This window comes from Variovorax sp. P1_H12_2, from assembly GCF_056405335.1.
Genome location: NZ_JBFUCI010000143.1, coordinates 1 through 13,897, shown reverse-complemented (window position 1 = coordinate 13,897; position 13,897 = coordinate 1). Strand labels below are relative to the sequence as shown.

The 13,897-nt window shown below is 69.1% G+C and carries 17 protein-coding genes and 1 tRNA gene; 10 read left to right on the top strand and 8 right to left on the bottom strand.

Annotated features, from left to right (window positions below; translation table 11 throughout):
- The 3 genes from AC1D2K_RS16115 to AC1D2K_RS16105 all read left to right on the top strand — a co-directional run.
- Window positions 1-1,095, top strand: a 1,095-nt coding sequence (locus tag AC1D2K_RS16115) for a TolC family outer membrane protein (protein ID WP_478089837.1), incomplete at its 5' end; no start/stop codon positions are given.
- Window positions 1,096-1,294: 199 nt separating this feature from the next.
- A tRNA-Arg gene (locus AC1D2K_RS16110) sits at window positions 1,295-1,371 on the top strand.
- A 75-nt stretch (window positions 1,372-1,446) separates the two neighbouring features.
- Complete coding sequence (locus AC1D2K_RS16105) at window positions 1,447-1,821, top strand: VOC family protein (protein ID WP_478089836.1); 375 nt, start codon at window positions 1,447-1,449, stop codon at window positions 1,819-1,821.
- Window positions 1,822-1,856: 35 nt separating this feature from the next.
- Here the strand turns inward: AC1D2K_RS16105 and AC1D2K_RS16100 are convergent, their stop codons facing one another.
- Entirely contained in the window at window positions 1,857-3,098 is a 1,242-nt protein-coding gene (locus tag AC1D2K_RS16100) for an NUDIX hydrolase (protein WP_478089835.1), read from the bottom strand.
- A gap of 102 nt (window positions 3,099-3,200) precedes the next feature.
- Between AC1D2K_RS16100 and AC1D2K_RS16095 the strand changes: the two genes are divergently transcribed.
- Window positions 3,201-3,398 (top strand): hypothetical protein, encoded by a 198-nt coding sequence (locus AC1D2K_RS16095; RefSeq protein ID WP_478089834.1) that lies wholly within the window; start codon window positions 3,201-3,203, stop codon window positions 3,396-3,398.
- A gap of 25 nt (window positions 3,399-3,423) precedes the next feature.
- On the opposite strand, the gene AC1D2K_RS16090 is transcribed toward AC1D2K_RS16095, so the two are convergent.
- Window positions 3,424-3,663, bottom strand: coding sequence for a DNA-directed RNA polymerase subunit alpha C-terminal domain-containing protein (locus AC1D2K_RS16090; RefSeq protein ID WP_478089833.1), 240 nt, complete (start codon window positions 3,661-3,663; stop codon window positions 3,424-3,426).
- 176 nt (window positions 3,664-3,839) lie between these two features.
- Complete coding sequence (locus AC1D2K_RS16085; RefSeq protein WP_478089832.1) at window positions 3,840-4,724, bottom strand: LysR substrate-binding domain-containing protein; 885 nt, start codon at window positions 4,722-4,724, stop codon at window positions 3,840-3,842.
- Window positions 4,725-4,841: 117 nt separating this feature from the next.
- Here AC1D2K_RS16085 and AC1D2K_RS16080 point away from each other — a divergent pair, with 117 nt between their 5' ends.
- Together AC1D2K_RS16080 and dkgB are read left to right on the top strand one after the other, a co-directional pair.
- Complete coding sequence (locus AC1D2K_RS16080) at window positions 4,842-6,047, top strand: MFS transporter (protein ID WP_478089831.1); 1,206 nt, start codon at window positions 4,842-4,844, stop codon at window positions 6,045-6,047.
- Window positions 6,044-6,853, top strand: coding sequence for a 2,5-didehydrogluconate reductase DkgB (gene dkgB, locus AC1D2K_RS16075; RefSeq protein ID WP_478089830.1), 810 nt, complete (start codon window positions 6,044-6,046; stop codon window positions 6,851-6,853). Before AC1D2K_RS16080 ends, dkgB begins: the two co-directional genes overlap by 4 nt.
- Window positions 6,854-6,865: 12 nt before the next feature.
- On the opposite strand, the gene AC1D2K_RS16070 is transcribed toward dkgB, so the two are convergent.
- On the bottom strand, window positions 6,866-7,366 hold the full coding sequence (locus AC1D2K_RS16070) for a BON domain-containing protein (protein ID WP_478089829.1): 501 nt from the start codon (window positions 7,364-7,366) through the stop codon (window positions 6,866-6,868).
- Window positions 7,367-7,477: 111 nt separating this feature from the next.
- Complete coding sequence (locus AC1D2K_RS16065; RefSeq protein WP_478089828.1) at window positions 7,478-7,702, bottom strand: hypothetical protein; 225 nt, start codon at window positions 7,700-7,702, stop codon at window positions 7,478-7,480.
- Between the two features lie 69 nt (window positions 7,703-7,771).
- Between AC1D2K_RS16065 and AC1D2K_RS16060 the strand changes: the two genes are divergently transcribed.
- The gene (locus tag AC1D2K_RS16060; protein WP_478089827.1) at window positions 7,772-8,443 is read left to right on the top strand and encodes a nitroreductase; all 672 of its coding nucleotides are present in this window, start codon (window positions 7,772-7,774) and stop codon (window positions 8,441-8,443) included.
- Between the two features lie 27 nt (window positions 8,444-8,470).
- Here AC1D2K_RS16060 and AC1D2K_RS16055 read toward each other — a convergent pair whose 3' ends face one another.
- Complete coding sequence (locus tag AC1D2K_RS16055) at window positions 8,471-9,304, bottom strand: crotonase/enoyl-CoA hydratase family protein (protein WP_478089826.1); 834 nt, start codon at window positions 9,302-9,304, stop codon at window positions 8,471-8,473.
- 94 nt (window positions 9,305-9,398) lie between these two features.
- On the opposite strand from AC1D2K_RS16055, the gene AC1D2K_RS16050 reads away from it, so the two are divergent.
- The 3 genes from AC1D2K_RS16050 to AC1D2K_RS16040 are packed head-to-tail and all read left to right on the top strand — an operon-like array spanning window position 9,399 to window position 12,284.
- Window positions 9,399-11,249 carry a PhoX family protein gene (locus AC1D2K_RS16050; protein WP_478089825.1) on the top strand — a complete coding sequence of 617 codons (1,851 nt, stop codon included), beginning with the start codon at window positions 9,399-9,401 and terminating at the stop codon, window positions 11,247-11,249.
- Between the two features lie 23 nt (window positions 11,250-11,272).
- Window positions 11,273-11,671 (top strand): DUF488 domain-containing protein, encoded by a 399-nt coding sequence (locus AC1D2K_RS16045; protein ID WP_478089824.1) that lies wholly within the window; start codon window positions 11,273-11,275, stop codon window positions 11,669-11,671.
- Between the two features lie 22 nt (window positions 11,672-11,693).
- Window positions 11,694-12,284 carry a cysteine dioxygenase family protein gene (locus AC1D2K_RS16040; protein WP_478089823.1) on the top strand — a complete coding sequence of 197 codons (591 nt, stop codon included), beginning with the start codon at window positions 11,694-11,696 and terminating at the stop codon, window positions 12,282-12,284.
- A 47-nt stretch (window positions 12,285-12,331) separates the two neighbouring features.
- Here the strand turns inward: AC1D2K_RS16040 and arsH are convergent, their stop codons facing one another.
- Window positions 12,332-13,069: an arsenical resistance protein ArsH gene (arsH, locus tag AC1D2K_RS16035; RefSeq protein WP_478089822.1), complete on the bottom strand. Its 738-nt coding sequence runs from the start codon at window positions 13,067-13,069 to the stop codon at window positions 12,332-12,334.
- A gap of 8 nt (window positions 13,070-13,077) precedes the next feature.
- Window positions 13,078-13,897: ACR3 family arsenite efflux transporter (arsB, locus tag AC1D2K_RS16030; protein ID WP_478089821.1), on the bottom strand; the 820-nt coding region annotated here is incomplete at its 5' end.

Sequence of the window (13,897 nt, the reverse complement as noted above, 5' to 3'; positions counted from 1 at the left end):
GTGCTCAGGATCGCCGAGCAGGACCTCGTGGTCCGCGTGAGCCAGGCCTATTTCGATGTCCTGTCGAGCCAGGACAGCCTGACCCTGGTGCGGGCGCAGAAGATCGGCGTGGCCGAGCAGCTCGCCTCGGCCAAGCGCAACTTCGAGGTCGGCACCTCGACCATCACCGACACGCGCGAAGCCCAGGCCCGCTACGACCTGGTGCTGGCCCGGGAGATCGCGGCCGAGAACGACCTGCAGGTCAGGAAGATCGCGCTCGACCTGCTGGTCGGACGCCCCGGCAGCCAGCCGATTCCGCTGGCCGCGCCGGTGGTCCTGCCGGCGGTGCAGCCGGCCGACATCAATGCCTGGGTGACCCAGGCCGACGACGCGCACCCGGCGATCGAGCAGGCCCGGCTGGGCCTCGAGGTCGCGAAGCTCGAGGTCGAGAAGGCCCAGGCCGGCCACAAGCCCACACTCGACCTGCAACTGGGCTACAACGTCACGAACAATCCCAACGGCAGCCTCGCCGCCAGCGACAGGACCCGCGTGCATGCCGCGAGCATCGCGCTGGTCTTCAACATGCCGCTGTTCGCGGGCTTCGCCACCGAGAACCGCGTCAAGGAAACGCTGGCGCTCGAGGCGCAGTCGCGCGAGTCGCTCGCGTCGACCCGCCGCAGCGTCTCGCAGGCCACGCGCGCGGCCTATCTCGGCCTGGTCTCGGGCCTGAGCCAAGTGAAGGCGCTGGAAGCCGCCGCGGCCTCGAGCCAGAGTGCGCTCGACGCCACCCGGCGCGGCTACCAGGTGGGCGTGCGCATCAATATCGATGTGYTCAATGCCCAGGCCCAGCTCTTCGAGGCCCGGCGCGATCTCGCCATCGCACGCTACGGCGCCTGGGTGGACCATCTGAAACTGCGCCAGGCCAACGGCACGCTGCGTGCGAGCGACCTGCAGGGGGTGAACGACGCGCTGGCGCTCGAGGTCCGCGGTGTGGCCGCATCACCGACGCGATCCGCGGCCGGCAGCGGGCGCGCGACACCCCCGCCCCCGCGCGAACCGTCACCGATGGCGCCTGCCCGCGCGCAGCCGGTGCTCGTCACATGGATCGCCGAATAGGCTCCGGGCGGCGGCCGCGCCCTGCCGCTGGCTTGCAGTGCCCCCGCGAACGCGGGCCTCGGGCAGAGGCCCCAGCGCCTGTCGGCCTGCGCCGACAGTGCGCAAGGAGGCGCGCAGGATCGCCGCCGCCGGCACCACCGTAGAATCGCAGACCGCCCACCCTCCCGGCCCTGCCGCGACGGTCGGCGCCTTTTTCTGCGCGGCGGTAGCTCAACCGGATAGAGCACCAGCCTTCTAAGCTGGGGGTTACGGGTTCGATTCCTGTCCGCCGCGCCATCTTGCTGAAAAAAGTCGAAATTGCCCTCGGGCGCGCCGCACACTCCGCATGGTGACGCCCCACAGGAGAGATCGATGCTGCAGCAATCCCCCATGTATGCCTACATTCCCGCCCGGGATGTGGCCCGCGCCCGCCGCTTCTACGAGGACACGCTGGGCTTCAAGCCCAGGGCCGAGGTCGCCGGCGGGGTCCACTACGAGTTCGCCGGCGGCACCGGCTGCTTCCTGTATCCGACGCCGAACGCCGGCACTTCGCAGGCCAGCCAGGCCTTCTGGCAGGTCGAGGACATCGAGCGCGAAGTCGCCGATCTGAAGGCGCGCGGGGTCGTGTTCGAGGACTACGGCATGCCCGGCCAGGACGCCGATGGCATCGTGAACCAGGGCGGCGCCCGGGCCGCCTGGTTCAAGGACAGCGAGGGCAACATTCTGGCGGTGATCCAGGGCGCCTGAAGCGCGCCCCGGGGCCCGGGGCAGAACAAAGGCGCTCAGGCGCGCAGCAGGAAGCCGCTGGGCGGCGCCAGCCATTCGACGTCATCGACGCCGAAGTCCGGCCCTGACACCGATTCGCCGACGAAGAGCATCTTCTCTTCCTCCAGCAGGAAGCCCCGGTGCAGCACGCGCAGCCTGCAGCCGCCGAGGTCGATGCTTTCGCCAAGGCGCGGCTGCACGTCGTGCCACGAAAGAACCCAGCGCACCGGGCCGGGCGCCGATGCCAGCAGCAGTTCCCGGTGCCTCGGGTCGCCGGGGTCGGCGTCGATCAGCGCCCACTCGTTGCGCTCGCCGCCGACCAGATAGGCGTTGACCAGCATGTCCGCACGGCGCGCGGTCACCCGCAGCACCCGCGGCGACAGGAACATCGCGAGACCGTCGGCCAACTCGCAGCGGCCGTGGCCCTCGCCTTCCGGGTCGATACGGGCGATTTCGGCGTACGCGGGCTCCTCCGGGTTCACGGCCCGCAATCCGCCCTCGCCGATGGCCCGGCGCGGCATGACCAGCGGAATCTCCTGCAGCCCGCGGGCGTGCGCCAGGCAGGCTTCGGCGCTATCGAAGGCGCCAAGCTGCTCCAGGATTCGCCGTTGCACGTTCATGAGCCGCAGCCCACGCGCCGGGTCAAGGGCGTCGGCCGGCCGCAGCCACTGGTGTTCCACCGTTTCGCGGCCGTCGGGACGGGCTTGCTGCGCGGCGGGCGCCAGCGCGACGAAGAAGCGGGTGTCGAAGCGCCGCGGCATGCCCGGCGGCGTGAGCCAATGGGCGAAGTACGCCAGCCGGTCGGCTGCGAGCCGCCAGCCACGCTCGGCGCACAGCCCGAGCAGCGATTCGGCGCCCTCTTCCGTGGTCGCGCGAAGCGCCGCGATCGCCTCGGCCGCCATGCCGTCCAGCGCGACTGGCCGCCCATCGGCCTCGCAGGCGAACAGCAGGCCGGCCTCTTCGAAGCACTCGCGCACCGCCGCCACGTAGAAGTCGAGGCCATGGGCCGGCAGGCCGAGCCGTCGGCTGGCCGCGGCATCGTCGATCTCCTGGCAGCGTTCATGCAGCAGGCGGTCCTGCGGGTCCACGCCGCCGCCCGGGAAGACACTGGCGCCGCTGTTCTGGTCGCCTTCCTTCTCGGCACGGCGCAGCATCAGCACCTCGAGGCCGGCGGCACCGTCGCGCAGGACGATCAGCGTGGCCGCGAAGCGGATCGGACGCTTCGGCGCCGAAGTGGGGGGGTTGGGAGCTGAGTTCATTCGGAGTCGGGGGACGTTTTACCAGCTTCGCGTCTCGCCTGTTTTGGGGAGGAAGCCGGCGGCCGATTGCGCCACACTCCAGCGCGTCGATGGAGATCAGCCTTGGTGAAGAAGATTCAGCTCAATGACGAACAATGGCGCACGCTGCTGGCCCTGCACGAGGCCCATACGCGGCGTTCGCCGACCGATGCGATCAGCGTCTCCGAGCGCCTGCTCTCCAATGGCCTGGTCCGTTCCGACAGGCAAGGCGGCAAGTTCCTGACCGAACAGGGCCGCGAGCGTCTGAACCAGGGTCGCTGAGACACCGCCCCGGGTCGCAGCGACCTCAATCCGCCAGACGCAGCCCCTGGCGATCGATGCTGTCGACGATCTCGCGCAGCGAATTGCGACCCAGCCGCGAGAGCGCGAACAGCTTGCGGGCCGGCAGCCGGACGAGGTCGCGCACCGTGTGCAGTTCGTTGACGCGCAACAGGTTGGTCGTGCGCTCGCACAACCGCAGCACCGCGATGTCGGCGTCCAAAAGGGGGTCCGCGGCGGCGGCGAAGGCAGAGGGGCATGGATCCATGGCGATACTTCCTGAGAACGATGGCTGGAACTTGCACAGTTCGTGCCATCGGCGCGATCCCCTCGTTCCTCGCAATTTCGCTGGCGAATCGATTGCATCGCCTGAAAATCGAACAGTGAAATGTCTGCTTTTTAGGCAGTTGAACTTGTTTCATACAGGGTTTTCCAGAACCCGCCTCAGGCCAGGCGTTCGGCCATGAAATCGAGGAAACAGGTGATCCGCGCCGACAGTTGCGTGTTGCGGTAGTACACCGCGTTGATCGGCTGCCTCACTTCCACCGTGTCGCGCGCCAGCAACTGGACCAGATCGCCGCGCGCGCAATCGGCGGCGGTCATGAAGTCGGCCAGGCAGACGATGCCGGCGCCCGCGAGCGCGAGCTGGCGCAGCGTCTCGCCGCTCGACGCGGTGAGCGCTGCCGCGATCGGCCATTCGTCACCGTGCGTGCCGCGCAGCGGCCAGCGGTTGAGCGTTTCGGGCTGCGTGAAGCCGAGCAGCGCGTGCTGCGCCAGGCCCGCCACGCTCTTCGGCCGACCGTGCGCCTCGAGGTAGGCAGGGCTCGCCAGCACCCGCAGCCTGCTGGTGGCGATGGGGCGGGCATGCAGGGTCGAGTCGCGCAGCGCGCCGATGCGGATCGCGATGTCGGTGCGGCGCTCGAGCAGATCGATGTTGAGTTCGTCGCTGTCGAGCTCGAGTTCGATCTGCGGATAGGCGCGCCGGAACGCCGGCACCAGCGGCACGATGGCATGCAGCATGAACGGCGTGGCGGCATTGACGCGCAACCGCCCGGCGGGCTGCTGGCGCCGCGCGGCCATGTGCTCCTCGGCCTCGTCGATCGCGATCAGGATGGCGCGCGCGTGCGCCAGGAAGGCCCGTCCCTCCTCGGTGAGTTCGAGCCGCCGCGTGGTCCGGCGCAGCAGGGTGGTGGCCAGCTTGCGCTCCAGCCGGCCCAACGCCCGGCTGATGCCCGAGACGGTCTGTCCGAGCTGTTCGGCCGCGGCGGTGATCGAGCCGCCGTCGACCACGGCGGCAAAGGCCTGAAGTTCCTCGACAGTGGTTTTCAAAGGCGCCCCTCGCTCGAAGATTATTGATTCCTAGTCAAATATATTGTGCTTCGAACGGTGTTTTTCTGCAAAGGTCCCGGGCCCACACTCGCACCCTCATTCCAAGGAGTGCATTTCATGCCCATTGCTTTGCTGGCGCTGACCCTCAGCGCCTTCGCCATCGGAACGACCGAGTTCGTGATCGTCGGCCTGCTTCCCACCATCGCGGCCGACCTGCAGATCGGCCTGCCCTCGGCCGGCCTGCTGGTCAGCCTCTACGCGCTCGGCGTCGCCATCGGCGCGCCGGTGCTCACCGCGCTCACCGGCAAGCTGCCGCGCAAGGCGCTGCTGCTCGGCCTCATGGCGCTCTTCACGCTCGGCAACCTGCTGGCCTGGAAGGCGCCGGGCTACGAGACGCTGATCGCCGCGCGCATCCTGACCGGCCTCGYGCACGGGGTGTTCTTCTCGATCGGCTCGACCATCGCCACCGGCCTGGTGCCGAAGGAGAAGGCCGCCAGCGCGATCGCCATCATGTTCACCGGTCTCACCGTGGCGCTGGTCACCGGCGTGCCGCTGGGCACCTTCATCGGCCAGCATTTCGGCTGGCGCGAGACCTTCCTCGCCGTCTCGGCGCTGGGCGTCGTCGCCTTCGCCGGCAGCGCGCTGTTCGTGCCGAACGACATCCGCCACACGCCGCCGGCCTCGCTGGCGCAGCAGTTCCGGGTGCTGGCCGAGCCGCGCCTGCTGCTGGTCTATGCCAAGACCGCGATCGGCTACGGCGGCTCGTTCATCCCGTTCACCTTCCTGGCGCCGATCCTCACGGAGGTGTCGGGCTTCAGCGCCGGCGCGGTCGGCGCCGTGATGCTGGTCTACGGGCTTTCGGTCGCGGCCGGCAACATCTGGGGCGGCAGGCTGGCCGACCGGCGCGGTGCGATCCCGGCGCTCAGGATCATCTTCGCGCTGCTCGCCGCCGTGCTGCTGATGTTGAGCTTCACGGCGCCGCACAAGTGGCTCGCGCTGGCCACCGTGCTGCTGTGGGGCGCGGTCGCCTTCGGCAACGTGCCCGGGCTCCAGGTCTACGTGGTGCAGCAGGCCGAGCGCTACACGCCGGAGGCGGTCGACGTCGCCTCGGGACTCAACATCGCGGCCTTCAACCTCGGCATCGCCGGCGCGGCCTGGGCCGGTGGCTTGGTGGTCACGCACCTGGGCCTGGTCCATACCGGCTGGATCGGCGCCCTGGTGGTGATGGTCGCGTTCGCCCTCACCGTCTGGAGCGGGCGGCTCGACCGCACCCGCACGGCCTCCCCCTCGCTCGATTTCAACCACCCCAGGACCACTTCATGACCCCCAGCATTCCTCCCTTCGGCCTCGGCACCTTCCGCCTCCAGGGCCAGGCTGCCATCGACTCGGTCGCCACCGGGCTGGCGCTCGGCTACCGCGCGGTCGACACCGCGCAGATCTACGGCAACGAGGCCGAGGTCGGCCGGGCGATCGCCGACAGCGGCGTGGCGCGCGACGCGCTCTTTCTCACGACCAAGATCTGGACCGACCACTACGCCCGCGACAGGCTGATCCCGAGCCTCAAGGACAGCCTCGCCAAGCTGCGCACCGACCACGCGGACCTGGTGCTGATCCACTGGCCCTCGCCGGGTGGCGCGGTGCCGGTGGCCGAGTTCATGGGCGCATTGGCCGAAGCCAAGCGCCAAGGCCTCGCGAAGCGGATCGGGGTCTCGAACTTCAACATCGATCTGATGCGTCAAGCCATCGCAGCGGTCGGCGCGAGCGAGATCGCGACCCACCAGGTCGAGCTGCATCCCTACCTGCAGAACCGCAAGGTGGCCGAGTTCGCGGCCAGCCAGGGCATCGCCATCACTTCGTACATGACGCTGGCCTATGGCGCGGTGCTGCAGGATCCGGTGATCCGGCAGATTGCCGAAGCGCATTCGGCGACGCCGGCGCAGGTCGCGCTGGCCTGGGCCATGCAACTGGGCCATGCGGTGATCCCGTCGTCCACCCAGCGCGCCCACCTCGAAAGCAATCTGCGGGCACGGGCGCTTCGGCTCTCCGACGGCGAGATGGCGCGGATCGCGCTGCTGGAGCGCAATGGGCGGCTCACCAGTCCCGAAGGCCTGGCTCCGGCCTGGGATTGATCCGCGCCGGCCTCACATCGCCTGGACTTCGAGCGCGTTGTCGACGGTCGCGACGCCTCGGACGCTGCCGGCCAGTTCGCCGGCGCGCGCCTTGGCCGCCGCGCTGGGTGCCGGACCTGCCAGGTGCACCACGCCGCCCTTCGTTTCGACGTCGATGCGGCTCGCGCTCAACTCGGCATCCCTGGCCAGCGCCCGGGTCACTTCCAGGGTGATGGCGGCGTCGTCGACAGTCGCCACCGCAGCGGCTCCGGCGCCCTTGATGGCGTTCTTGACCGCCGCGGCATCCTGCTTCACTTGCGGCGAGGTGACAAAGGCCCGGGTCTTGTCGCGCGCCAGCTCGGCCATTTCGGCGGTCTTGTCGGCCGCTGCGGCAGCGGCTTTCGCGGTCTTCTCGACCGCGGCGTCGGCCTCGCGGCGGGCGGCATCGTCGCTCGCACGGTCGCTGCAGGCCACCAGCGAAAAGACACCGGCGGCGAGCGCCAGCACGAGTGGCTTCGGTCGGTGGTGCGTCATGCGCTCCCCCTTGTCGTCGATGAACCCATGACGGCCACGTTAGCGGCCGTCGAGCGACGCCGCGCGGCGATGGCGCCGCAAGCTCTTGTAGGCCGACGGCGCGCCGTTTGGCTACTGCTGCGGGAAGCGCTTCAACATGGTGCGTCCGAGGGAGGTGATCTCGTTGACGGTGGCCGGCGGCTGGATGTAGCCATTCAGCGTGCGCAAAGGCTTGGGGATCATCGCCTTGATATGCCCAGCCATGCTGAGCACGCGAACGGCGTCGACCTCCTCACCTGTGGTGACGGCGACGGGCAGCTCCTGGGCTGCCAAACGATGGAGTAAGTACATGGCCACGGCGAGAGTATGCCGTCTGCGGCCTGGCGGCCTGCTTACACTCGCCCGACCCAGCTCGATTCGAACGCCATGCACATCCAGGAAGCCGTTGCCAGCCGCCACTCGATCCGTGCCTTCCTGCCGACGCCGGTCGACGGCGAAACCATCCGCCGGGTGCTGACACAGGCCGCGCGCGCACCTTCGGGCGGCAACCTGCAGCCCTGGCACATCGACGTGCTCGCGGGCGATGCCCTCGCGACGCTGAAGGCGCGCATGCGAGAGCGCCTGGTCGAGGGAGGCGAGCCGGAACCGATCGACTACGACATCTATCCCCCCGCGCTGCGCGCGCCCTGGCGCGACCGCCGCTTCCAGGTCGGCGAGGCGATGTACGCGCGCCTGGGCATCCCGCGCGAGGACAAGGCCGCGCGCCGGCGCTGGTTCTCCCGCAATTTCGACTTCTTCGGCGCGCCCCTGGCGCTGTTCTGCTCGGTCGATCGCACGATGGGCCCGCCGCAGTGGTCGGACCTGGGCATGTACCTGCAAACCGTGATGCTGCTGCTGCGCGCCGAAGGCCTCGACAGCTGCGCCCAGGAATGCTGGGCGATCTACCCCGCCACCGTCGCCGGTGCCATCGAGTTGCCGCCCGAGCGCATGCTGTTCTGCGGCATGTCGATCGGCCAGCGCGATCCCGCGCATCCGGTCAACGGCCTCGTGAGCGACCGCGCGCCCGCCAGCGAGTGGCTCAGCTTCCGGGGGGTCTAGGGCCTGTTCACCCTATAGGCCCCGCGCTCAGCCGGCCGGCTGAGCGTCGCTGAAACGCGGCGCGCGCCGCTCGACATTGGCGCGCACCGCCTCGGTCTGGTTGGGGCTTCCAATCAGGGCCTTCTGCTCGAGCGATTCGGCCAGCAGGAGTTCGGCGGCGCCCGGGCCCATGGCCGCGTTGAGCAGCCGCTTGCCGGCGCGGATCGCATCGGGATTCTTCTGCGCGATCTCGTGCGCCATCTTCAGCGCCTCGGCCAGCGGGTCGGCCGCAAGCCGCGTGGCGAAACCGAGCGCCAAGGCCTCCTCGCCCGAGAAGATGCGCCCGGTGAAGGTGAGTTCCCGCACCACGTCGTCGCGCGCCAGCTCGCGCATCAGCACGATGCCGCCCATATCGGGCACCAGGCCCCACTTGATCTCCATCACCGACATCCGGGTGTCCGGCGCAACCAGCCGCACGTCGGCGCCGAGCGCCACCTGGAAGCCGCCGCCGAAGGCGACGCCATGCACCGCGGCGATCACCGGCACCGGCACCTGGCGCCAGACCATCGCCACCTGCTGCGCCGCGTTGGCGATGCCGTGGGTGCGCGCCATGATGTCGACGTTCGCTGCGCCTGCGCCCAGGACCGCGCCGGCGCCCTGCCCCATGCGTTCGAAGGACTGCATGTCGAGCCCCGCGCAGAAGGCCTTGCCGCGGCCTGCCAGCACCACCGCGCGCACGCCGGCGTCGCTGCACAGGCGGCTGCCGGCATCGATCAGGGCGTCGAACATCGCCGGGTCCAGCGCGTTCATCTTGTCGGCGCGCGACAGCTGCAGTTCGACGACGCCATCGGCATGGCGGATGGATTCGATGCGATCGTTCACGGGGTGTCTCCTGGTGTTCGGTTGACGACGAGTATCGATGCTCGGCGATGATGGCGGTGTCGCCCAGTCAACAGAGACCCTCCAGACCCTCGCCATGCCGCTCGCCCGCCGCCAGTTCCTGCAATCCGGAGCCGCCGCCACCATCGTCTCCCTCCTGGGCGAGGCCTGCGCCCTGCCGGCCGGCGAACGCCGCCTCGGCTTCAGCGCCGTGCCCGCCACGCTGCGCGACGCGGTCACCGTGCCGCCCGGATACGAAGCGCAGGTGCTCTATCCCTGGGGTACGCCGACCGGCATCGCGTCGTCGATGCCGGCCTTCGCCCCCGACGCGTCGAACAGCGCGGCCGACCAGTCGGTGCAGGCCGGCATGCACCACGACGGCATGCACTTCTTCGCGCTCGACGGCCGCGCCGATCGCGGCCTCTTGGTGATGAACCACGAATACACCGACGAGCTGCTGCTGCATCCGGACGGCACGACGCCCTGGACCGCCGACAAGGCCCGCAAGTCGCTGCACGCCATGGGCGTCTCGGTGATCGAGGTCGAACTCGACGCCACCGGCTGGCGCCAGGTGCTGCCATCGCGCTACGCCCGACGGGTGCACGGCCGCACGCCGATGCGCATCGCGGGCCCGGCGGCCGGCAGCCCGCTGATGCGCACCGCCGCCGATCCGACCGGCGAGCGGGTCGACGGCACCTTCGCCAACTGCGCGATGGGCGTCACGCCCTGGGGCACCTACCTCACTTGCGAGGAGAACTTCCAGGTCTACTTCGGCGCTCCGAAGGCATCGCTGGCGCAGGCCACCGCGGCGCAGCGCCGCTATGGCCTGGCCACCGGCTCCTGGGTCGACTACTGGCGCGTCGACGAGCGCTTCGACCTCGCGAAGCACCCGAACGAATCGAACCGCTTCGGCTGGGTGGTCGAGATCGACCCCTTCGATCCCGCGTCCATACCGGTCAAGCGCACCGCCCTCGGGCGCAAGCACCAGGAGAGCGCCACCTGCACGCTCACGAAGGACGGCCGGCTCGCGGTCTACATGGGCGACGACTCGAACTTCGAATACATCTACAAGTTTGTGAGCCGCGACAAGGTCCGGCCCGGCAGCGATGCGGCGGCGCGGGTCGCCAACCGGCACCTGCTCGACGAGGGCACGCTCCATGTCGCGCGTTACGACGCCGGCGGCCGCGGGCAGTGGCTGGCGCTGCGGCATGGCCACGGCGGCATCGACGCCGCGAGCGGCTTCGCCGACCCGGCCGAAGTGCTGATCCATGCCCGGCTGGCCGCCGACATCGTCGGCGCGACCCGGATGGACCGGCCCGAATGGATCGCGGTCGAGCCGGCGAGCGGCGAGGCCTATGTCGCGCTGACCCACAACCGCCTGCGCGGCCGGCCGGGCATGCCGCCGGTCGACGCCGCGAATCCGCGTGCCGACAACCTCTTCGGCGGCATCCTGCGCTGGCGCGAGGACGGCCGCGATGCGGCGAGCACCACCTTCTCCTGGGACCACTTCGCACTGGCCGGCGACCCTGCCGTGCCGGGTGCGGGCGTGCGCTATCCAAGCGCTGACGCCGACGCCTTCGGCAGCCCCGACGGCCTGCACTTCGACAGCAGCGGGCTGCTCTGGATCCAGACCGACATGAGCGGGCCATCGATCGGCAAGGGACCGACGGCCGCGCTGGGCAACAACCAGATGCTCTGCGCCGACCCCGCGAGCGGGCGCATCAAGCGCTTCCTGGTCGGGCCGAGCGGCTGCGAGATCACGGGCTGCGTGCTGACGCCGGACCGCCGCAGCCTGTTCGTCAACATCCAGCATCCGGGCGAGACGCGCGACGAGGTCAGCGGCAGGCCGAACAGCGCCTGGCCCGACGGCACGGTGCCCGGCAGCGCGAGGCCGCGCTCGGCCACGGTGGTCGTGCGGCGCCAGGACGGCGGTATCGTCGGCACCTGAAACAGAAAAAAAGGAAACAGGACATGGCCATCCGCATCGTTCGCCTCGGCAGCGACCGCGCACCCGACGAGGGGCTGCGCATCGGTACGGTTCGTCGGCCGCCGCGCGGCGTTCCCAAGGCCGAATTCGCCACGCAGAATTGGTACGACGTCTGGTACCCGAACCTGGCGCCCTCGGTCGAGACGATGAAGCAGGCGCAGGCCGCGCTGGCCTCGGGCGTGCCCGCGCAATGGGCCGCCTTCGGGCGCAAGTACAAGGGCGAAATGGCCGAGGCGGATGCGAGCCGCAGCCTGGACCTTCTGGCCGCGCTGTCGCACCAGAGCGCGTTCTCGGTCGGCTGCTATTGCGAGGACGAGGCGCATTGCCACCGGTCGTTCCTGCGGGCGCTGCTGGCCGAGCGCGGCGCGGAGATCGTCGATTGAGCGCCCACGGCCGGAGCCAAGAATGTCCAACGCCACTTCACACCTGACCTCCCCCGCGCTCGAAGCCTTCGTCGCCGAGGCCCAGAACCGCAGCCGGAATCAACCCGACCCGGCCGACTGCGTGCTGGCCCTGGCGCCGCTGATGCTTGACCTGATCGATCAGGCCGATGAGTTCCTGGAGCCACGGCACTATCGGAGTACCGGCGCCAGCTACACCCGCAACCTCGTCTACGAGGCGGCGGACAAGAGTCTCTCCCTGTACGCGTTGGTCTGGCTGCCCGGTCAATGGACCCCCGTCCACGACCACGGGAGCTGGGGTGTCGTCGGCGTGCTCGAAGGTGTGCTGGAGGAGCGCAGCTACGTCCGGCTATCGCCGGATCGGGGAGCCGACGAGGAGATCGACCTCGCGCGAGGCGGCATCGTGCTGCTGCGCAAGGGCGCGGTCACGAGCTTCGTACCGAATCCCGATCACATCCATGTCACCGGGGTGCCGGCGGAGCGGCCCCGAGCGGTCAGTCTGCACCTCTACGGCAGGTCGATGAGCAACTTCAACGTCTACGACGTGCACGCGCGTACACGCCGTTGCATCGAGGTCGCGCACAACGAAAGCTGAGTCCGACTGATGCCCTGAATGACCGCGAGACGCATGGAGATCGACCATCAGATCGATTCTTGATTGACCCGCCTCGACAGCTCTGCGGCGCTCTCCTTGCGCTCGCTATAGCGGTCGACCAGGTAGGTCGTGACGTCGCGCGTCAGCAGCGTGAACTTGAACAACTCCTCCATGACGTCGACGATCCGGTCGTAGTAGCTCGACGGCTTCATGCGCCCGGCCTCATCGAACTCCAGGAACGCCTTGGCCACCGAAGACTGGTTGGGAATGGTGACCATGCGCATCCATCGGCCGAGCACGCGCATCTGGTTCACGGCATTGAACGATTGCGACCCCCCTGAGACCTGCATCACGGCAAGCGTCTTGCCCTGCGTGGGGCGTACCGCTCCCAAGGCGAGCGGAATCCAGTCGATCYGCGCCTTCATGATGCCGGTCATTGCGCCGTGCCGCTCCGGCGAGGTCCACACCATGCCTTCGGCCCATTGGGCGAGCTCGCGCAATTCCCGGACCTTGGGGTGACTGTCCGGTGTGCTGTCGGGCAATGGCAAGCCGGCGGGGTCGAACACCTTGACCTCGCCTCCCATCGCTTCCAGGAGTCGCGCTGCTTCGAGAGTCACGAGCCGGCTGTACGAGCGTTCCCGCAAGGAGCCGTAGAGCATCAGAAAGCGTGGCTTGTGGCGAGAGGGCTCGCGCACACTCAGGCGGTCCGACGTCGGAACGTCGAACAACGCGGCGTCGAGGGAGGGAAACGTAGCGGGGCTTCGAAAGGGAGTGACTTCAGACATAGGAGGTTTCAGGAATCGGCTTGGCCGGCTTCGTACCAGTTCTGGGTACGGTTCACGACCGCGACGACCGCGAGCATCACCGGCACCTCGATCAGCACCCCGACGACGGTCGCGAGCGCAGCGCCGGATTGAAAGCCGAACAGGCTGATGGCCGTGGCCACCGCCAGCTCGAAGAAGTTGCTCGCGCCAATGAGCGCGGACGGGCCGGCCACGCAGTGCTTGACCCCAAGCCTGCGGTTGAGCACGTAGGCCAGCCCCGAATTGAGGACCACCTGGATGAGGATCGGCACCGCCAGCAATGCAATGACCAATGGCTGGTGCAGGATGGCTTCGCCCTGGAATGCGAACAACAGGACCAGCGTCAGCAGAAGCGCCCCGATGGAAAGCGGGCCCAGCTTCGCAACGACTGCCTGGAAATGCCCCACGCCACGACGCAGCAGCGCCTTGCGCCAACCCTGCGAGATGATGACCGGCACCACGATGTAGAGGCCAACCGAAACCAGAAGGGTGTCCCAAGGAACGGCGATGGAGGAAAGGCCCAGCAGCAGGGCCACGACCGGCGCGAAGGCGACCACCATGATGGCGTCGTTCAAGGCGACCTGGGACAGCGTGAAATACGGGTCGCCCCTGCAGAGCTGGCTCCACACAAACACCATGGCCGTGCACGGCGCGGCCGCCAGGAGGATGAGCCCGGCGACATAGCTGTCGAGCTGCTCGGCAGGCAGGTACGGGGCGAAGACGTGGCGGATGAAAATCCAGCCCAGCAGGGCCATGGAGAAGGGCTTGACCGCCCAGTTGACGAACAGCGTCACGCCAATGCCACGCCAG